Source organism: Streptomyces sp. NBC_01520 (assembly GCF_045040375.1).
In the GTDB taxonomy this organism is placed as follows: Bacteria; Actinomycetota; Actinomycetes; order Streptomycetales; family Streptomycetaceae; genus Streptomyces.
Map to the genome: position 1 here is coordinate 2,466,924 of NZ_CP109404.1, position 19,475 is coordinate 2,486,398.

General features: G+C 68.4%; 18 protein-coding genes. 12 read left to right on the forward strand and 6 right to left on the reverse strand.

The window, feature by feature from the left end; genetic code table 11:
- Positions 1-59: 59 nt before the first annotated feature.
- The 4 genes from OG524_RS11240 to OG524_RS11255 all read right to left on the reverse strand — a co-directional run bounded on the left by OG524_RS11240 (position 60) and on the right by OG524_RS11255 (position 5,914).
- Positions 60-2,630, reverse strand: coding sequence for a family 78 glycoside hydrolase catalytic domain (locus OG524_RS11240; RefSeq protein ID WP_405810048.1), 2,571 nt, complete (start codon positions 2,628-2,630; stop codon positions 60-62).
- Between the two features lie 79 nt (positions 2,631-2,709).
- The gene (locus OG524_RS11245; protein ID WP_405390980.1) at positions 2,710-3,618 is read right to left on the reverse strand and encodes a carbohydrate ABC transporter permease; all 909 of its coding nucleotides are present in this window, start codon (positions 3,616-3,618) and stop codon (positions 2,710-2,712) included.
- Positions 3,619-3,622: 4 nt separating this feature from the next.
- Positions 3,623-4,507 (reverse strand): carbohydrate ABC transporter permease, encoded by an 885-nt coding sequence (locus OG524_RS11250; RefSeq protein ID WP_405390979.1) that lies wholly within the window; start codon positions 4,505-4,507, stop codon positions 3,623-3,625.
- Positions 4,508-4,609: 102 nt separating this feature from the next.
- On the reverse strand, positions 4,610-5,914 hold the full coding sequence (locus OG524_RS11255) for an ABC transporter substrate-binding protein (protein ID WP_405390978.1): 1,305 nt from the start codon (positions 5,912-5,914) through the stop codon (positions 4,610-4,612).
- 244 nt (positions 5,915-6,158) lie between these two features.
- On the opposite strand from OG524_RS11255, the gene OG524_RS11260 reads away from it, so the two are divergent.
- Both OG524_RS11260 and OG524_RS11265 read left to right on the forward strand, forming a co-directional pair.
- Positions 6,159-7,229 (forward strand): LacI family DNA-binding transcriptional regulator, encoded by a 1,071-nt coding sequence (locus tag OG524_RS11260; RefSeq protein ID WP_405810051.1) that lies wholly within the window; start codon positions 6,159-6,161, stop codon positions 7,227-7,229.
- A 72-nt stretch (positions 7,230-7,301) separates the two neighbouring features.
- A complete protein-coding gene (locus OG524_RS11265) occupies positions 7,302-8,339 on the forward strand; it encodes a LacI family DNA-binding transcriptional regulator (RefSeq protein ID WP_405390976.1) in 1,038 nt (345 codons plus the stop codon).
- A gap of 10 nt (positions 8,340-8,349) precedes the next feature.
- On the opposite strand, the gene OG524_RS11270 is transcribed toward OG524_RS11265, so the two are convergent.
- Both OG524_RS11270 and OG524_RS11275 read right to left on the reverse strand, forming a co-directional pair.
- Entirely contained in the window at positions 8,350-9,597 is a 1,248-nt protein-coding gene (locus tag OG524_RS11270; protein WP_405390975.1) for an MFS transporter, read from the reverse strand.
- 221 nt (positions 9,598-9,818) lie between these two features.
- The gene (locus OG524_RS11275) at positions 9,819-10,751 is read right to left on the reverse strand and encodes a LysR family transcriptional regulator (RefSeq protein WP_405390974.1); all 933 of its coding nucleotides are present in this window, start codon (positions 10,749-10,751) and stop codon (positions 9,819-9,821) included.
- A 129-nt stretch (positions 10,752-10,880) separates the two neighbouring features.
- Between OG524_RS11275 and OG524_RS11280 the strand changes: the two genes are divergently transcribed.
- The 10 genes from OG524_RS11280 to OG524_RS11325 all read left to right on the forward strand — a co-directional run bounded on the left by OG524_RS11280 (position 10,881) and on the right by OG524_RS11325 (position 19,323).
- Entirely contained in the window at positions 10,881-11,873 is a 993-nt protein-coding gene (locus OG524_RS11280; protein ID WP_405390973.1) for a fumarylacetoacetate hydrolase family protein, read from the forward strand.
- Positions 11,870-12,832, forward strand: a complete 963-nt coding sequence (locus OG524_RS11285; protein WP_405390972.1) for a cyclase family protein — start codon at positions 11,870-11,872, stop codon at positions 12,830-12,832. The genes OG524_RS11280 and OG524_RS11285 overlap by 4 nt, the downstream gene beginning before the upstream one ends.
- 24 nt (positions 12,833-12,856) lie before the next feature.
- On the forward strand, positions 12,857-13,987 hold the full coding sequence (locus OG524_RS11290; protein WP_405390971.1) for an FAD-dependent oxidoreductase: 1,131 nt from the start codon (positions 12,857-12,859) through the stop codon (positions 13,985-13,987).
- On the forward strand, positions 13,984-14,988 hold the full coding sequence (locus tag OG524_RS11295) for an amidohydrolase family protein (protein ID WP_405390970.1): 1,005 nt from the start codon (positions 13,984-13,986) through the stop codon (positions 14,986-14,988). Before OG524_RS11290 ends, OG524_RS11295 begins: the two co-directional genes overlap by 4 nt.
- 13 nt (positions 14,989-15,001) lie before the next feature.
- Positions 15,002-15,940, forward strand: coding sequence for a VOC family protein (locus OG524_RS11300; RefSeq protein ID WP_405810055.1), 939 nt, complete (start codon positions 15,002-15,004; stop codon positions 15,938-15,940).
- 98 nt (positions 15,941-16,038) lie between these two features.
- On the forward strand, positions 16,039-17,010 hold the full coding sequence (locus OG524_RS11305) for a fumarylacetoacetate hydrolase family protein (RefSeq protein ID WP_405390968.1): 972 nt from the start codon (positions 16,039-16,041) through the stop codon (positions 17,008-17,010).
- A 14-nt stretch (positions 17,011-17,024) separates the two neighbouring features.
- Complete coding sequence (locus tag OG524_RS11310) at positions 17,025-17,759, forward strand: SDR family NAD(P)-dependent oxidoreductase (protein WP_405812448.1); 735 nt, start codon at positions 17,025-17,027, stop codon at positions 17,757-17,759.
- On the forward strand, positions 17,760-17,921 hold the full coding sequence (locus OG524_RS11315) for a hypothetical protein (protein WP_405390967.1): 162 nt from the start codon (positions 17,760-17,762) through the stop codon (positions 17,919-17,921).
- Positions 17,918-18,673 (forward strand): CoA transferase subunit A, encoded by a 756-nt coding sequence (locus tag OG524_RS11320; protein WP_405390966.1) that lies wholly within the window; start codon positions 17,918-17,920, stop codon positions 18,671-18,673. Before OG524_RS11315 ends, OG524_RS11320 begins: the two co-directional genes overlap by 4 nt.
- Positions 18,673-19,323 (forward strand): CoA transferase subunit B, encoded by a 651-nt coding sequence (locus tag OG524_RS11325; protein ID WP_405810057.1) that lies wholly within the window; start codon positions 18,673-18,675, stop codon positions 19,321-19,323. Before OG524_RS11320 ends, OG524_RS11325 begins: the two co-directional genes overlap by 1 nt.
- The last annotated feature ends 152 nt before the right edge of the window (positions 19,324-19,475 follow it).

Consider the following 19,475-nt stretch of genomic DNA (forward strand, 5'->3'; position numbering starts at 1 on the left):
AAGCCCGGCGCATGCAGGCATGCGCCGGGCTTGCTATAGCTGATGCGCGAGGGGTTTGTTCAGGCAACTTTTATGGCGAGTTTCGCCGTGTCGAGGACATGTTCGCCTGGCCCCAGGGCGACCGGCGTACAACCGGGCAGTTCTGCGATTGCTTCACAGCCCTCCGGTACGACGATGTCGGCTGTCAGCCCCGTGGCGGCCTGCTCCCATGAGATGGCCACCGTTCCGTAGGGGGTCTCGTGCCGGGTGCGGGCCGACGTGATGCCGCCGCCGGGGCGTGGGCGGAAGGTGATCTTCCGGTATCCGGGGGCCGTGGCGGTGATGCCGCCGACCACACGGTGGAGCCAGTCGGCGACGGCTCCGAGAGCGTAGTGATTGAACGACGTCATGCCCCCGGGGTTGAGGGAGCCGTCGGGCCGCAGGCTGTCCCAGCGTTCCCAGATCGTTGTGGCGCCCATGGTCACGGTGTACAGCCAGGATGGGCATTCGGTCTGCAGGAGCAGGCGGTAGGCGATGTCGAGGTGCCCGGTGTCGGTGAGCGCGTCACAGATCAGTGGGGTGCCGACGAAGCCGGTGGCGATGCGGGCGTCGTCCTCGACGACCAGCTCAGCCAGGCGGTCGCCGGCCGGCTGCCTCTGCCGCAGGGTCAGCAGATCGAACGCGAGTGCGACTGCGTAGGCGGTGGGGCTGTCGCTCGTCATACGGCCCGAGGGAAGGACGTACCGGTGGCGGAAGGCTTCAGCCACCTCGTCGGCGAGTGCGCTGTATCGCTCGGCGTCCGCGTCATTCCCCAGCGCGGCTGCCGTCAGGGCGAGGTGGCGGGCGGAGTGGGCGAAGTAGGCGGTGGCGACGAGGTAGCGGTCGGTGCGGCCCGCGGCCGGGTCGTCGGGTGGTGCGGCCGGGTCGAGCCAGTCCCCCAGCTGGAAGCCGGTGTCCCACAGCCGGGTCGGCCCGGCGAGACCTTCCACCAGGTCCACCCACTTCTTGGCCATGGGGTAATGACGGCGTAGCAGGTCGAGGTCTCCGAAGCGCTGGTGGAGTGTCCAGGGGGTGAGCGTGGCGACGTCCCCCCAGGCGGCCCCCGGGTGGATCGGCGTCCACATGGGCTCGCCCGGGATGACGGGCACGTACCAGGGGATCGTGCCGTCGGGCAGCTGCTCGAGACCGACGTCGGTGAGCCAGGAGTCGAGCATGCCCGCGCAGTCGTAGAGGAAGCTTGCGGTGGGTGCGAAGACCTGGATGTCGCCGGTCCAGCCGAGGCGTTCGTCGCGCTGGGGGCAGTCGGTGGGGATGTCGACGAAGTTGCCGCGCATGCTCCATACGACGTTCTCGTGCAGGCGGTTGACCAGCGGGTCGCTGCACTCGAACCAGCCGGTTCGCCGCATGTCCGTGTGGTACACCCGGGCGGTCACCATGTCGGCGGTCAGGTCGGGTGTCCAGCCGCTGACTTCTGCGTAGCGGAAGCCGTGGAGGGTGAAGCGTGGTTCCCAGGTGAGCGGACCCCGGCCGGAGAGGATCAGGGTGTCGGTGGCGTACGCCTCGCGCAGCGGCCGCGTGGCGAGCTCGCCCGCGTCCAGAACCTCGGCGTGCCGGAGGGTGACGGCGGTGCCGGCCGGGCCGTCGAGGGTGACGCGGAGGCGGCCGACGAGATTCTGGCCGAAGTCGAGCAGGTGGCGGTCGTCGCCGGTGCGGGTCACCTCGACCGGCGCGATCTCCTCGGTGCAGCGCACCGGTGGGCCCGTCGGGGCGACGAGGACGCCGAGGTCACGGCTGTGGGTACGCACGGGGGCCCACCCCCCCGCGGCGGCGCCGGTGGGGGTGGCCCAGCCGGGGTCGTACAGCCGGGCGTCGAACGTCTCGCCCTCGTACAGGCCGCTGGTCAGGATCGGTCCGGGGGCGGCGCTCCAGGTGCCGTCCGTGGCGATCGTGACCGTGGTGCCGTTCTCGTACGTCACCTCCAGCTGGGCGATGAGGGACTGGTCGGTGCCGTAGATGTTGCGGGTGCCGCCGTCGAAGCCGTACTTGCCCCGGTACCAGCCGTCACCGAGCCAGGCTCCGATGGTGTTGGCGCCTGTGGTGAGGTGGCCGGTGACGTCGTGGGTGCGGTAGCGCAAGCGATGCGGGTACACCGTCCAGCCCGGGGCGAGGGTCTCGTCGCCGACCCGGCGCCCGTTGATCTCCGCCTCGTACAGGCCGTGAGCCGTGATGTAGAGACGGGCGCGCGTGACGGGCCCGTCGAGACGGAAGTCCTTGCGGACACGCGCCGGGCGACGGTCGGCTTCCGGGTCCTCGTCCCAGTCGGCGCCGACCGGTACGGCGTGCCAGTCGGCCGCGTCGAGCAGGCCCGCCTCGACCACACTTGGCCCACTCCAGCCCGAGGGGGCATCGGAGTTAGTCGTCCAGACGCGGACACGGACGGTTACGCGTTCGTGGGAGGTCAGCGGTGCGCCGGGCCAGACAACGAGCACCTGGTCCCGGCCGGCGACGCGGCCGGTGCGGTCGGTCCGTCCGGCGCGAGTGAGTTCGAGCTCGTATGCCTCCTGGGAACCGCCGCCTTTCGGCAACGTCCACGTCAGGCGCGGGGCGGGGGCCCCGATGCCGAGGCCGTCCGGGAGATGTTCGAAGGTCACCGGTGAGGGCTGCGGGGGGAGCAAGGAAAGCCTTTCGTCACGTGCACGGGAGCAGAGCGAGCGGGGTTTCGGGCGTGGCTCAGCCCTTGACCGCTCCCGAGGTGAGGCCCTTCATGACCTTCTGGTTGAGGAAGAGATAGATCAGGAGGGTGCCGAAGACGTTGATGCAGACGGCGGCGAACAGGGGACCGTACTGGGTGGCGCCGAAGTCACCGGTGAAGTTGAGCAGACCGACCTGGATGGTCCGCAGGTCCTGGTTGTTGGTGAAGGTCAGCGCGATGAGCAGGTCGTTCCAGATGAAGAAGAACTGCACCAGGCCGACCGTCAGCAGTGCGTTGCGGACCAGGGGCACGCTGATGGTCCAGAAGGCGCGCAGGATGCCGGCGCCGTCGATGGTGGCGGCCTCGAAGAGTTCGCGGGGGACGGTGCGGTAGTACGTGGCCATCATGAAGACGGTCAGCGGCAGTCCTGTGCCGGTGTAGGTGAGGATCAGCGGCCACAGGGTGCCGGACAGGCCGGCCTGGAAGTACACCGTGAACAGCGGCAGGAGGATCATCTGCGGGGGCACCATCATGCCCGCCAGGAAGACGAGAAGGGTGAGGCTGCGGCCCTTCCACACCATGATCTGCAGGGCGAATCCCGCGGCTGTGCCCAGGAGCAGCATGAGTGCGAGGGCGGGCAGGACGGCGAGCAGGCTGTTCTGGACGTAGAGACCCAGGTTGCCGGTGGTCCAGGCCTCGGAGTAGTTGCCCCATTCCCAGGTCGTGGGCAGGCTCCAGGTGGAGTTGTTCAGGTAGTCGTCGTTGGACTTCAGGGAGGTCAGGAACATCCAGATCAGCGGGTAGATCTCGACGACCAGTAGCAGGGTGACGACGATCTTCACCCACAGCCGGCGCGGTGCCCTGGGCCTGCGGCTCGGTCCGGCGTTTCCGGACGGTCCTCGGCTCCAGCGGCCTGCGGAGGTCTTCACAGGTGTGTCGATGGCCATGTGTTCAGCCCTCCGTGAGGTCGCGCTGCGAGACGCGGTGGACGACCAGGCTCACCAGCAGGCAGACCACGGTCAGCAGCAGGGCGATGGTGCTGCCGTAGCCGTAGTCGCTGTAGGTGAACGACGTCTGGAACATGTACAGGGTCAGGGGGGTGGTGCCGTTGCCTGGGCCGCCGTTGGTGAGGGCGACGACGGAGTCGAAGACCTTCAGGGTGCCGTTGATGCTGAAGATGAGTGACGACATCAGCACCGGCAGGGACAGCGGCAGCACGATGTGGCGGATCAGCCGCAGTCCCGAGGCGCCGTCCAGGCGGGCCGATTCGAGGACCTCGTCGGGGATGTCCACCAGGCCGGCGAAGAGCAGTACGGCGTAGAAGCCCATGGAGCGCCAGATGTCCATGACGATCAGGACCCAGAACGCGCTTCCCGCGTTGCCGAAGAAATCGATGGATTCGATTCCGACCGCATTGAGCAGCGAATTGACCGGGCCTGTCTGCGGGGCGACCTGGAAGAACTTCTGGAAGAGCAGGCCCACCGCGACCGTGGGCAGTACGACGGGGAAGAAGGCCAGGGTGCGGATGAGCGCGGAGGACTTCTTGAGGAAGAACACGTAGAGCAGTGCCAGCAGATAGCCGGCGATGACCTGTCCCACCGTGACGATGGCGGCGTATTTGAGAGTGAACCAGAGGGCGTCATGGACGGCCGGGTCATCGAACAGGCGGGAGAAGTTGGCGACCCCGTTTCCGGTGAAGCCGTCGATGGTGTTGCCCTTGGTGAAGGAATACCCGAGCGACCACACGATCGGGACCAGCATGACCAATGAATAGACCAGAAGGGCGGGACCGAGGAGGATTGCGATGGCCCTGCGGTCACCGAGTACGCGGTGCATGGATGGTGTCCACTTCGTTTCCGTTGAAGAAACCTGTCGGAACGGAACCGGGGGCGGCCCACGCGTATGGCGCGAGGAGGCCGATGGGCCGCCCCCGGTTGATCACTGGGCGGCCAGAGCATCCTGGACGGTCTGCATGAACTGCTCGGGCTTCATGCTCCCGGCCACCAGGCCGGCGGCGTTGGTCTGGCTCACAGTGGTGGCTTTGGTGCTGAACAGGGCCTCGAACCACAGGACGTTCTGCTTGGACGTGCTGATGGTGTCGCGGACCTGCGTGGTGACCTCGTTGGCGTCCTTCACCTCGGTGTTCACCTTGAAGCCGGAGATTGAGCCGTGGTCCTTGAGCGCGGTGCTGCCGTAGTTCTTGGCGATGCAGGACGCCCATGCGCCGGTCTTCTTGTCGAAGGACTTCGCACCCAGGGTGATGCCGAGGCCGACGTTGGAGGGGTACTGGTCGATGGAACCCTTGCCACCGGCGACAGCGGGGAAGGGCATGAAGCCGACGTTCTCCGCGCCGACCTTGTTCTGCTTCGCGTCGGAGACGTTGGCCAGCGCCCAACTGCCCATGTAGAACATGGCTGCCTTGCCGTTGAGGAACTGGTTCATCGCGGTGTCGTAGTCGATCGAACCGACGCCCTTCCCGAAGTACCCCTTCTTACCGAGAGCGGCGATCTCCTCAGCGGCCTTCACGTACTCCGGGTCAGTGAGCTTCGCCTTGCCGTCGGCCACCTTCTGGAGAGCGTCGGGGCCCAGACTGCGGTACAGGTAGGTGCTCACCAGGCGGGTGATGGGCCACCCCTGCTGACCGGATGCGGAGAAGGGCTGAACCTTCTTGCCGTCCAGCTTCGCCGCGGCAGCCACCAACTCGTCCCAGGTGCCCGGCACAGCTATGCCGTTCTCCTGGAAGAGCTTCTTGTTGTAGAAGATGCCCTCGATGTTGTACTCGTACGGCAGCACCTCGACCTTGCCGCCGTACAACGCCTTGATCGTGGAGACGGCGGCAGGCTCCAACTGGTCCAGGACGCCGAGAGACTTGAGCTCCTTCTCCAGGTCGGCGACCTTGCCCGACTTCGCCAACTGCTGCGTCAACGCCGGCGCGTTGCCCGCAGCGAACTGCACCGGCAGGGCGTCCTGGCCGGCCAGCAGCTGCAGCTTCTGGTCCAAGCTCGCCTGCGGGACGGTCTCCACCTTCAGCGGCAGCTCGTCGTTCGCCGACTTGCACGCACCTTTGGACATGGTGGTCAGGGCGGTCTTGACGGTCGTGTTCTCGGTGACGCTCAGGTAGCTGAACTCCTTGGGCGCGGCAGAGGATCCGGCGCCACCACCGCCGCAGGCGGTGGTGAGCAGTGCCAGTGAGGCGGTGCCGGCCGTGAACAGGCTCAGACGCGCACGACGAACGCGGGGCATGCGAAGAGACACGGAAGACTCCCGAAGGTCTTTGAGAGAGGGCGAGGAACGGCGAGCGGCGCTGAGGAAGGCAGACGGGTCCGACCGCGCAGAAGGCTGCGTGTAACGTTCTCCACCACGAAGTGAGCAACACCCTGCACCGCACCGATGGATCCGTCAAGACACGGAGCTGTAACACCGGAGCACGGGACAGTAGCCTTGTCGTCATTCAGGCGCCATGATGTAGACCGTTACACCGACGCCTATGAAATCCGGAGTGCTGACGATGGGCAGGTCCGCCGCACCGAAGCAGAACAAGCGTGTGACCATCACCGATGTCGCGCGGCACGCGGGCGTGTCCGTCGCCGCGGTGTCCAAGGTGTTGCGCAACGCCTACGGCGTGAGCCCGGGCATGCAGCAGAGGGTGCGCGCGACCATCGCCGAGCTGGACTACCGCCCGCAGGCGGCTGCCCGCGGGATGCGGGGGCGGACGTACACGATCGGCGTGCTGCTGGACAACGTCCGCAACGCCTTCTTCGCGGACATCCTCGACGGCATCCAGGAGGAGCTCCGCACCAGCGAGTACACGGTGCTGATCGGCGCGGCCGGCTTCGACCCGGACGAGCAGGCGAAGACGATCCGTTCGATGGTCGACCGTCAGATGGACGGCTTGATCCTCATCGCGCCGGGGACCTCGCGTGCCGAGGTGCTGGCGACGGCGACGGCTACACCGACCGTGGTCATCGGCCATCACGACGGCACCGACACCCACGACTCGGTGGTCGACGCCGACGACACCGGCGCCGAGCTGGTGGTGGACCATCTCGTGGCGCTCGGCCACCGGGACATCGCCCTGGTCGCCGCCCCCGGCACCAAGGCCAATCAGTGGAAACGCACACCGGAGGTCGTCCTCGCCGACGGCTACCGCGCAGCCATGGAGCGGCACGGTCTCGCCGACCATGTACGCGTCCACCACGCCGCGTACTCCGACGAAGGGGGCTTCAAGGCCGGCATGACTCTGCTGACCGCCGAGCGCCGGCCGACCGCCGTCATGACCGGCGCCGATGTCGCGGCTCTGGGCATCTACCGGGCGGCCCACGAACTCGGGCTGCGCATCCCGGACGACCTTTCGCTCGCCGGTTACAACAACACGGCCCTGGCCGCCCTGGCCCCCGTCCAGCTGACCAGCGTCGACCAGGCCGGGCACACCATGGGCTCCTCCGCCGCCCGCATGCTCATCGAGCGCGTGGAGGGCCGACGCGACAGGGCCATGCAGACCTCCATGACACCGCGACTGGTGGTACGCGGCAGCACCGCCGCCCTGAGTGGCAGTTAGACCGTGGAGGGAAGCGGGCCTGCCGTGCACTCTCCGACGTGTCTTGACCCAAGGCTCATACAGAGGACTCTGATGGACCATGAGAATGCCGCACGCCGCAGAGTGGGCATCAAGGATGTCGCGCGGGAGGCCGACGTATCTCTCGGCACCGTCTCCAACGTGCTCAACCGCCCGGAACTCGTGGCTGGACCCACAAGAGCCCGCGTGCTGGCAGTGATCGACTCGTTGGGCTACGTAAGGACAGAAGGAGCCCGGCAACTTCATGGATGGGCCGCCCGTGTCCTCGCAGTTCTCGTGCCGGATCTGGCTCACCCGTTCTTCACGGCCCTCGCCATAGGCGTGGAACAGGCCGCCCGCGAGGCCGACCTCGGTGTGATGGTCTGCACCGGCACCCGCGACCTCGAAGAGGAGTCGCGCCATCTCTCCCTGATCACCTCGCACCGGATCCGAGGTGCCGTGCTGACCTCCGGAGAGGCCGTCGGGCGCACAGTGGCTGCCTTCCGACGGAATGCTGTTCCATTCGTCGTCGCCGACCAGTACGGCCCTCAGCCCGGCGCGTGCTCCGTCGGCATCGACGACGTGGCGGGTGGGCACGCCGCGGTACGCCACTTGATCGACCAAGGACACCGCTCCATCGCCTATGTCAGCGGTCCGGAGCTCCAGCAGGTGCGGGACCGCCGCAGGGGAGCCGTCAACGCTGTCACTCAGGCCGGGCTCCAGCTCACCGCCCTGAGGGAGCTCGCCTGTGCGGACCTCACCGTGGGCGCGGGCAAGGACGCCGGGCACCGCATCCTCGGGCTCCCCCACCGCCCCTCCGCCGTCTTCTGCGCCAACGACCTGCTTGCCCTGGGCGTACTCCAGGCGCTGTACGAAGCCGGGCTGAAGGTGCCGGAGGACCTTGCGGTGGTCGGCTACGACGACATCGAATTCGCCGCGTCCGCCGTCGTCCCGCTCACCTCGGTGCGACGGCCTGCCGTGGCGATGGGACGGCAGGCCGGCCGTCTGCTCGTCGAGGAGACGACCCGCGGCGCCGACCACGAACACGCCCACGTCGTACTGCAGCCGGAACTGGTCGTGCGCCGGTCGACGCTGGCCGTACCGGCGCGGTGACCCTGATCGGTCAGGGATGTTCAGGAGCATGGTGATGCGGCTCCCGCTGCGTCGTACGCCGCGTGACGGGCAGCAGTGCGGCCGAGACCAGCATGGTGACCAGTCCGAGTAGTCCGACCGCCGATGCCAGGTCGCCCAGGACTTCCTTGCCTCCCAGGAGGACCAGTGGGCAGAGGAACTCACCGAGAAAGAAGGCCGCCGTCCACAGGCCGGTACCGCGCCCTCGGTCGGCGAAGTCGAGCCGGGACATCGCCAGCGTCAGCAGCGAGGGCAGAAGCAGCCCCGTCCCGACGCAGTTCAACACGGCGCCCGCAATCAACAAGGGGAGGCTGTCGGCGGTCCCCATGACAAGGAAGCCGGCGGCACACAACAGGAAGAGTGCCGGCAGTCGGCGTCGCGGCCGGTCGGTGAGCCGGGTGAAGACGATCGAGCCGACCACGGTGGCGGCGCTGGCGATCGCCGTGACTGCTCCGATGACGCCTGTGGAATCCACACCCAAGTCGTCGAGGAGGTAGGACATCTCCACAGGGACGGCGTAGAAGACAACCGCCCCGAACACGGTCAGCAGGCACAGGCCGGCCATTCTGCGCACGGGAAAGGGCCGACGCTCGGCCTCGACGGGCTCCTCTCCTGCCACGCGCCTGGCGCCGGTTGCCGGTGTCGGCAGCACACGGGCCATGACGGGGGCAAGCAGCAGACCCACCGCGTACAGCCAGAAGGGCGCACGCCAGCTGACCGCCCCGAGAGCACCTCCGAACACGAAGAAGACGGTGGCTGATGCCGACGCGCACATCGTCTGCAGGGCGAAATAGCGGTCACGGAGCTTGCCGGTGTAGTAGTCACCGATCAGGGTGGTGCAACCGGTCATGATGGCGGCCTCCGCTACCCCTAGCAGCACGCGGCTGACCACGATGCCGTGCAGGGAGTCCAGCCACAGCGGCACCGTGCCGAACAACGCGTACAAGATCGTCGCCACGACCAACAAGCGTTTGCGGCCGAGCCGATCGACGATGACACCGGCGAACGGGGCAAGGAGAGCCAGTGACAGCGCCGGGACCGTCAGCACCAGGGGGACCAACGCCGCGTTACCCGGTACACCCTCGAAATGGTCCTGCATACGAGGCAGAACCGGAGCAACCAGCACGGCGCCGAGGATGGGCAGACAACTGCCGGCCATCAGCAGAGCAGCTGGCAGCCTGCCCGCCACAGCCGGGTGGTCATCGCGCTCACTGACAGGCGGATCAGCAGAAACCGGCATGGCGGCACTCCAGGATGCGAGGCGGGAAGGTCGCGCCATGTAGCGGGCGAGTCCGGCTGTCGGAGATCGCTGCGCATGCGCGTGATGTGCCATGACTATGCGGTTCGGGCGCTGCACTGCCCACCCCCCACGCGATCCAAGTTTCGGATGACGTCGATCCAAGCCGTGGATGGCGCGATGTTTCCCGGCCAGGTTTCACTGGTGGCCGCGGGGACGCACACTCAGCGGTCTGCGGTCGGCGCCCCGGACACGTCAGCCATGCGCCTGCCCACGCGGGCAGTCGTTTCACGCAGCCAGATGTGGGCCGCGTCGTGCGTGTGCACCGGGTGCCACCACATCGCCTCCCGCAGCGGGACCGCTTCGTAGGGCGGCTGCACCACGTGCACGGCCGCGAGCGGTGCAAGGAGCCGGGCGAGGCGGGCCTGGATCAGGGCGATGCGCCGAGTGCCCGCCACCAGCAGCGGCAACAGCTGGAAGCTGTCGACGGAAACTTCCACGCGCGGCTCGATGCCGAGCATGCCGAGCTGGCGCACGGCGGGGGCGTCGTAGGTCCGCTGGTAGGTGACCCACGGCAGTCGTCCCAGATCGTTGAGGGTGAGCCGGTCCTCGACGCTCGGGTGGTCGTCCGCGACGAGGAAGACCCAGCTGTCCTCGTAGAGGTCGGTGGCGGGGAAGTCACTGATGACGCCGTGCGGCATGAGCAGACCGTCGGTCGTGCTCAGCAGCGTGGCCGTGTCGTCGACCACGGTGGGCGGGGTCTGGACGAAGCGCAGACGGATGCCGGGAGCCTCCTCGTGGACCACCCGGGCGAGATCGGCGCCGAACACGGCGACCGCGTAGTCGGACGCCACGAGTTTGAATTCGCGCTTCTCGCTTCCCGGGTCGAAGTCGGCCTGACTGGCGAAGAGGCGCTCCACCACTTCGTAGGCGGTGGAAGTGCGGTGCAGGAGGACTTGGCCGAGGGCGGTGAGTTCGTAGTGGCCGCCGACACGGGCAAGCAGATCGTCGCCGAAGTGGCGGCGCAACCGGGCCAGGGAAGCACTCATCGCGGGCTGACTGAGTCCGACGCGCTCCCCGGCGCGGGTGACGTTGCGCTCCTCCAGCAGGGCACGCAGAGCGACGATGAGGTTGAGGTCGAGACGGGCCAGATTCACGAGATTTCCCCCTTGCGGTAAGGCGTCGACCAGGAAGGAATAAACACGATGGATGAGGGCCATCCACAGAATTGATTTCCGTGATCCCGGGTGCTGGGTCCAGATTAGTCACACAGCAATCAGGAGGACATGTTCGTGAAATCTGCATCCGCGTTGTTCGCCGGGCCGTTCGCTCTGGCCACGCTCTCGGCACCGGGCGGACCGGCCTTCCCCGCGCTCGTCACGGCGGACGCCCAGGCAGTCGACCTGCGCGCTGCCTTCGGTGACGAGTCCTTGTCCATCCGTAGTCTCCTGGAGGCCTGGGACACGGCTGCGGAGCGGCTTACGTCGCTGGCCGGCGACAGTGCTCTGGAGCGAAGGCCTCTGGCGGACTTTCGGGTGCACGCACCGGTCGAGCCCCGCCAGGTGTTCCAGTCGGGCGCCAATTACCGGCAGCACGTGATCGACCTGCATGTCGCGCACCGGGCGCCGGATGACGATCGTTCCGAGGAGGAGCGGCGCGCGGAGGCGGCGGAGATCATGGACCGGAGGGCAACCGAGGACCTGCCGTACGTCTTCATCGGCCTGCCGAGCGCGATCACCGGCCCGTACGACGATGTCGTCCTCCCCGCATGGGCCGAAAAGCCCGACTGGGAGCTGGAGCTGGCGGTTGTCATCGGCCGTCCGGCCCACCAGGTGTCCGTGGAGAAGGCCCTCAGCCACGTCGCCGGATACACCATCGCCAACGACCTGACCGACCGGGCGACCGTGTTCCGTCGGGACATGCCGCAGATCGGCACCGACTGGCTCCGTAGCAAGAACGCCCCGGGGTTCACCCCGCTCGGCCCGTGGATCGTGCCGGCCGCGACGGTCGGGGACACCGACGACCTCCGCCTCGTGCTGAAACTGAACGGCGAGACCATGCAGGACGAGTCCACCAAGGACATGATCTTCGACGTCGCGCGCATGGTGTCCTACGCCTCGCAGACCGCCCAGCTGCTGCCCGGCGACCTGGTACTCACCGGCTCCCCGGCCGGCAACGGCATGCACTGGGGGCGGCTGCTGCGCGACGGCGATGTCATGGACAGCGCCATCACCGGACTCGGCGCTCAGCGCACCCGCTGTGTCGGGGAGACGTCATGACCCTCGACCGCACCGATCCCGAGGGCTCGATCGCCGAGGCCGCCAAGGCGTACTCCAACTGGGGACGTTGGGGCGCGGACGACGTGCTGGGCACCCTCAACTTCCTGGACGAGGCGAAACGGCGCGAGGCCGCCACGCTCATCCGCCGGGGCGCCAGTTTCTCGCTCGCCCAGAGCTTCGACATGAACGGCCCCCAAAAGGGGTGGCGCCGCCGCACCAATCCGGTGCACACCATGCTCGACACCGGCACCGACGCGGCACTCGGCCTGCAGGGCTTCCCGCACGGCCTCGGCGGTGCCGACGACGTCATCGCTATGCCGCTACAGTGCTCGACCCAGTGGGACGGGCTCGGCCACATATTCGACCACGGCAGGACGTGGAACGGCCGGGACGCGGCGAAGACAGTCACCTCTGAAGGCGACCTGGTCACCGGCATCGAGCACATGGCCCCGCACGTCGCCGGACGCGGTGTGCTCCTGGACGTCGGCCGCAGTATCGGCGAGAACGGCGAGCTGCCCGACGGCTTCGCCATCACCGAGGAACACCTGACAGCGACTGCTGAGGCCCAGGGCCTGCGCGTCGGTCGCGGCGACATCGTCCTGGTGCGTACCGGTCAGCTCACCCGGGTACGCCGCGACGGCTGGGGCGACTACGCAGGCGGCGCGGCCCCCGGCCTGTCCTTCACCACCGCCGGCTGGCTGCACGGCAGTGAGATCGCCGCGATCGCGACCGATACCTGGGGCTTCGAGGTGCGGCCCAACGAGTTCGACGTCGCCTTCCAGCCTCTGCACCAGGTCGCCATCCCCAACATCGGCCTGCTCATCGGGGAGATGTGGGACCTGGAGGCCCTTGCCGAGGACTGTGCCGCCGACGGCGCGTACGCGTTCTGGCTCACCGCCGCGCCCCTTCCCATCACCGGCGCAGTCGGCTCCCCCATCAACCCGATCGCCGTCAAGTAGTACCAGGAACAAGGGAGTTCCCCCATGAATGAAGCTCGTACGGTCCTGGTGATCGGTGGCGGCGCGGCCGGGAACGCCGTGACCCTCCTGCTGCGGCGAGCCGGCCTCGACGTGAACCTCATCGAGGCCAAGGGTGACTGGAACGCCACCGCCGGCTCCGGCATCACCCTCCAGGGCAACGCCCTGCGCGTGCTGCGCGAGCTGGGCGTGTGGGAGCAGGTCGAGGCATCCGGCTTCGGCTTCGGGTCGGTCGGCATCACCGCCCCTGACGGGACCGTCCTGCACGCGCAGGACGACATCCGCAGCGGTGGCGACGACCTCCCCGCCACCGTCGGCATGCAGCGGCCGCAGCTCCAGCGCATCCTGATCGAGGCCGTACGCGCAAGCGGCGCGTCCGTCCGCTTGGGCATCACCGCCGATATCCTGGACCAGGATGCCGACGGCGTCTCCGTCCGCTTCAGTGACGGCTCCGAGGGCCGCTACGACCTGGTGATCGCCGCCGACGGCCTCGGCTCCACGACCCGGGCCGCCATCGGCATCACGGCGAAGCCCGAACCGACCGGCATGGCCATCTGGCGCATCGCCACCCCCCGCCCCACAGGCGTGGAGCGCACCGACCTCGCCTATGGAGGCCCGGCCTTCATCGCCGGCTACTGCCCCACCAGCGACAGCACGCTCTACGCGTACGTCGTCGAGGCCAATCGCGACCGCGCCACCATCCCGGCCGATTCGTACGCCGACGAGATGCGCCGCCTGGCCTCTGCCTACGGCGGCAACTGGCCGGAGATCACCGAGCACATCACCGACCCCACGCAGGTCAACTACACCTGGTTCGACCGCATGCTGGTCGAGGGATCGTGGCACCGGGGCCGGGTGGTCCTCGTCGGCGACGCCGCCCACTGCTGCCCGCCCACCCTCGCGCAGGGCGCCGCCCTGTCCCTGGAGGACGCCTGGGTCCTCGCGCAGCTCCTGACCGGGTCCGACACCTGGGACGACACCCTGTTCCAGCAGTACTACGAACGACGGATCGCAAGGGTCCGGCCGGTGGTGGAAGCGTCTGTACAGATCGGGCAGTGGCAGCTGGACGGCGTGCGTGACGCCGATGTTCCCGGCCTGATGGGCCGCACCATGACGATGCTCCGGGAGATGCCGTGACCGCCCCGACCGTAGACGTACACGCGCACGTCCTGCTTCCCGAGGTCGAGGCACTTGTGGCCGGCCTGCCCGGCCACGATGCGGCGAAAGCTCTGGACGCCCGGCGCAACGGCGCCGAGGCTCTCGCGGTGAGTGGGCGCATGGTGGGTGAGCGCATCCCGAAACTGACTGACGTCGCTGTGCGCCTTGCGGCGATGGACCAGCAGAGCGTCGACATACAGCTGGTCAGCCCGTCCCCCTCGCACTACCACTACTGGGCCGACGAGGAGACTGCCGAGAAGGTGTACCAGCTGGCCAACGAGGCCACCGCAGCGCACTGCGCGGCGGCCCCTAAACGGCTGCGCGGGCTCGGACTCGTACCACTTCAACACCCGGACATGGCCGTCGAAGCGCTTGACGACGCGCTGGGGCACGGGCTTCTGGGCGTGGAGATCTCCAGCCACGCACCGGGCCGCGAGCTGTCCGACCCCGCGTACGAGGCCCTGTGGACCCGGGCGGAGGAAAGCGGCGCGGTGCTCTTCCTGCATCCCTTCGGATGCACGCTCGACGAGCGTCTGGACCGCTGGTACCTGTCCAACACGGTCGGCCAGCCCACCGAGAACGCCGTCGCCCTCTCCCACCTCATCTTCTCCGGCGTGCTCGACCGCCACCCCGGTCTGAAGCTGATCGCCGCCCACGGCGGCGGCTACCTGCCCACCCACATCGGCCGCTCCGACCACGCCTGGACCGCCCGCTCGGACGCCGGTGCCGGCTGCGCCCACCTGCCCAGCAGCTACCTCAAGCGGCTCTACTTCGACTCCCTCGTCCACGACCCGCACGTCCTGCGCGAGCTGATCCGCGCCGCCGGGGCCGACCGCGTACTCCTGGGCTCCGACTTCCCCTTCGACATGGGTGCCGACGACCCCGTCGCCGCTTTGCGGGCAGCCCGGCTGTCCGAGGCCGATCTCGACGCCGTACGCGGCCGGAACGCCTCAGCCCTGCTCAACCTCACCCTCGCCTGAGGAGGAACCCACCATGAGCGCACGCCTGCTCACCCACCTGCGTCATGTCGACCTGGCGGTGCCGGACTACGACAAGCAGCTCGACTTCTACGCCGGCGTCTGGGGCCTCACCAAGGTCACCGAGGACTCCGGGATCTCCTTCCTGGCCGCCGAGGGCTCCCCCGAGCAGTACGTCGTACGGCTGCGCAGGGCCGAGGAGAAGCGGCTCGACCTCGTCTCCTACGGCGCCGCGAGCCCGGCCGATGTGGACACCCTGGCCGAGCGGCTCCTGGCCGGGGGCGTGCAGCTGATCTCGCGGCCCGGTGCCGTGGACACCCCGGGCGGCGGGTACGGCTTCCGTTTCTTCGACGTCGACGGCCGCACGATCGAGGTGTCCGCCGACGTCGAGGTCCGGCAGCACAGGAAGATCGAGGAGAAGGAGGCCATCCCGGTCAAGCTCTCCCACGTCGTCCTCAACTCCCCCGACCTGAACCGCACCCGGGAGTGGTACGAGCGCCACCTCGGCTTCGCCCTCTCCGACACGCTCAGCTCCCCGCACATGGGCGAGGTCATGCACTTCATGCGGATCAGCAACCAGCACCACTCCATGGCCATCGCCCAGGGCCCGCACACCGCGCTGCACCACGTCTCCTTCGAGATGCGCGGCATCGACGAGTACATGCGCGGCTCCGGCCGCGTCATGCGGGCCGGCTTCCGCAAGATCTGGGGGCCAGGACGGCACATGGCGGGCGACAACACCTTCACGTACTTCCTCGACCCGCACGGCAACACCGTCGAATACACCACCGAGCTGGAGAACCTCGACGAGGACACCTGGCACCCCCACGTCTACGACTTCTCCAAGCCCGAGGTCACCGACCAGTGGGGCACCGCCAACACGATGAACGAAATCGTCGCCAAGGAATCCTTCAACGACCCCGACCGAGGCGTGTTCGTCGCCCCGCCGGTCTGAGCCGGACCACTCCTCTCCTGTTCCTGTCGGGGGCCGCTGCGGCCGTGTCACGCACACGGCCGCAGCGGCCCTTCCCCGCCCCCTTCTGGAGCCGCACCATGCGTTTCGCCACTTACGAACATCAGCACCGCCACCGCGTTGCCGTGGTGGAAGAAGACGGCACACTCTTCCCCCTGCCCGGCGTCACCTCACTCACCACGCTGCTCGCAGAGACCGACGGGCTGCCCGGCCTGCTCGCCGCAGGTGCGGCGGCACTCGACGTACCGGCCGGACCTCATGTCTCCCAGGTCCGGCTGCTGGCCCCACTCCAGCCCACGTCCGTACGCGACTTCGTCACCTTCGAGGAGCATGTCGAAGGTGTGCGCCGCGCGGTCGACGGCGTCGCCGGTGTACCCGAGCAGTGGTACGCGGCACCGACCTTCTACTTCACCAACCCCCACGCGATCTACGGCCCTCACGACGGCGTCCCGGTGCCGCCCGGCTCCGCCGTGCTCGACTTCGAACTCGAGGTCGCCGCCGTCATCGGCCGCGAGGGCCGCGACCTCACCCCGGAACGGGCCCGTGACCACATCGTCGGCTACACCGTCTTCAACGACTGGTCCGCCCGCGATCTCCAGTCGGCGGAGATGAAGGTGGGTCTCGGCCCTTGCAAGGGCAAGGACACCGCAACCACCCTCGGCCCCTACCTGGTCACCGCGGACGAGCTGGAGCCCTACCGCGACTCCGAAGGTTTCCTGCGGCTGGCCCTCACCGCCGCGATCAACGGGGAGACCATCGGCGAGGACCTCCTGTCCAACATGAGCTGGACCTTCGAGGAGATGACCGCCTACGCCTCACGCGGCACCCGGGTGGTCCCGGGCGACGTCCTCGGCTCCGGCACGTGCGGCAACGGCGGCTGCCTCGCCGAGCTCTGGGGCCGGCGAGGTGAGCGGACCCCGCCCCCCTTGCAGCCGGGCGACACCGTCAGTCTGACCGTCGAGGGCGTCGGCACGCTCACCAGCACCGTTGTCCCCGGTGCTGAGCCCCTGCCCCTGCCGATCGGCCGGCGTCGAAACCGGGAGCGGCCGTGACCGGCCCGCACCCCATGAGACTGCTCGGCAAGGTGGTCGTCGTCACCGGCGCGGCCCGTGGTCTGGGCGCAGCCGAGGCCACCGCTCTTGCCCACGAAGGCGCCCACGTCATCGCCACGGATGTCGAACCCGGGGACGGCTGCCGCGGCCTGGACGTCACCAGCGAGCAGGACTGGGCCGAACTCGCCGCCGAACTGCGGGAGACATACGGGCAGGTGCACGGCCTGGTCAACAACGCCGGAATCACCTGGCGTGCCCGCGTCGGCGACGTGCGCCCCGAGGACATGGCGCGCGTCCACGCGGTCAACGTCACCGGCCCTCTCCTGGGCATCCAGCACCTCATGCCCCTGATGCCCCTGGGCTCCTCGATCGTGAACGTCGGCTCCTCCGCAGCCCTCACCGCCCATTACCCGGTCGCGTACACGACCAGTAAGTGGGCGCTGCGGGGACTGTCGAAGACGGCGGCGCTGGAGCTCGGCCCGCGCGGTATCCGTGTCAACACGGTCCATCCCGGCTACATCGAGACCGAGATGACCGCCTCAGCCGCCCCGGCTTTCCGCGAGACCAACATCCGCGAAACCCCGCTGGGGCGTACCGGAAGCGTCGACGAAGTGGCGCCGCTGGTGGTCTTCCTGATGTCCGACCAGTCGTCGTTCATCACCGGAGCCGAAATCCCCGTCGACGGCGGCCTCACCGCACACGGCGGCGTCAAGTCCGTCTCCGACGCCCTGCGCCCCCGAGGCCGCTGAGTGAACCGGCTCGAAGGCAAGGTGGCTCTGATCTCCGGCACCGCCCAAAGCCAGGGCCGGGCAGCGGCCTGCGCTTCGCAGCCGGGCGCCGACCTCGTCGTCGACGGCGGCCGGCCCACGGTCCTGCCCGGCGCCATCACACAAAAGGAATCACGCACGTGAACAAAGTCAGCGGCAGTGCTGCCGAGGCGGTCGCCGACATCCCCGACGGCGCCTCACTCGCCGTCGGCGGTTTCGGACTCTCCGGAATTCCTGACGCCCTCATCGACGCCCTGCACAAACAGGAGGCAGCCGGGCTGGAGGTCGTCTCCAACAACTGTGGCGTGGACGGCCGCGGCCTGGGCATCCTGCTCGCTGCGGGGCGCATCGCCCGGGTCACCGGCTCCTACGTGGGCGAGAACAAGGAGTTCGCCCGGCAGTACCTCAGTGGAGAGCTTGAGGTGGAGCTGACCCCGCAGGGCACGCTCGCCGAACGCCTGCGGGCCGGCGGCGCAGGCATTCCCGCCTTCTACACCCCAGCCGGCGTCGGCACCCAGGTGGCGGAGGGTGGCCTTCCCTGGCGCTACGCACCCGACGGCTCGGTCGCCGTCGACTCACCGCCCAAGGAAACCCGGGACTTCTCAGGGCGGCCGTACCTCCTGGAGCACGGCATCACCACCGACTTCGCCCTCGTCCGGGCCTGGCGCGGCGACCGGCACGGCAACCTCGTCTTCCGCCGGGCCGCCGCAAACTTCAACCCGCTCGCCGCCATGGCCGGCCGCGTCACCATCGCAGAAGTCGAGGAACTCGTCGAACCGGGCGAGCTGGCACCCGACGATGTGCACCTGCCCGGCATCTACGTGCAAAGAATCGTAGAACTCACCCCTGAACAAGCCGCTGACAAACCTGTCGAGAAGAGGACGGTGAGCATCTGATGCCCTGGACCCGTGAACAGATGGCCTCCCGCGCAGCCGAAGAACTCGCTGACGGCTCCTACGTCAACCTGGGTATCGGCCTCCCCACCCTCATACCCGGCTACCTCCCGCCCGGAGTCCACGTCGTGCTCCACTCGGAGAACGGCATCCTCGGCACCGGCCCCTACCCCACCGAGGACGAGGTCGACCCGGATCTCATCAACGCGGGGAAGGAGACAGTCACCGTCCTGCCCGGCGCCTCCTTCTTCGACTCCGCACTCTCCTTCGGCATGATCCGGGGCGGGCACATCGACACCGCCGTTCTCGGCGCCATGCAGGTGTCGGCCCATGGCGACCTCGCCAACTGGATGATCCCCGGCAAGATGGTCAAGGGCATGGGCGGCGCCATGGACCTGGTCCACGGCGCCCGCCGTGTCATCGTCGTCATGGAACACACCGCCAAGGACGGCAGCCCCAAGATCGTTGAGGAGTGCGTTCTGCCCCTTACCGGTCGGCAATGCGTGGACCGCATCATCACCGATCTCGGTGTGCTGGATGTAACCGCCCGCGGCCTCGCCCTCGTCGATACGGCCCCGGGCGTCACCTTCGCGGACATCACCGCGTACACCGACGCTCCCGTACACGCGGACAGTCACACGGCCGCATGTTGATCCCACGGACCTGAGCCGCGTCCCCGGCTGACCTATCTCAGCGAAACCGTTGACACCGGGGTAACGCCCTCGCAATATGATCCGTACACCAATGATTAGCGTACTGATCATTCCGGCGGCTCCTCTCGCCGCCTTCCGTCGGTGTCCTCCAC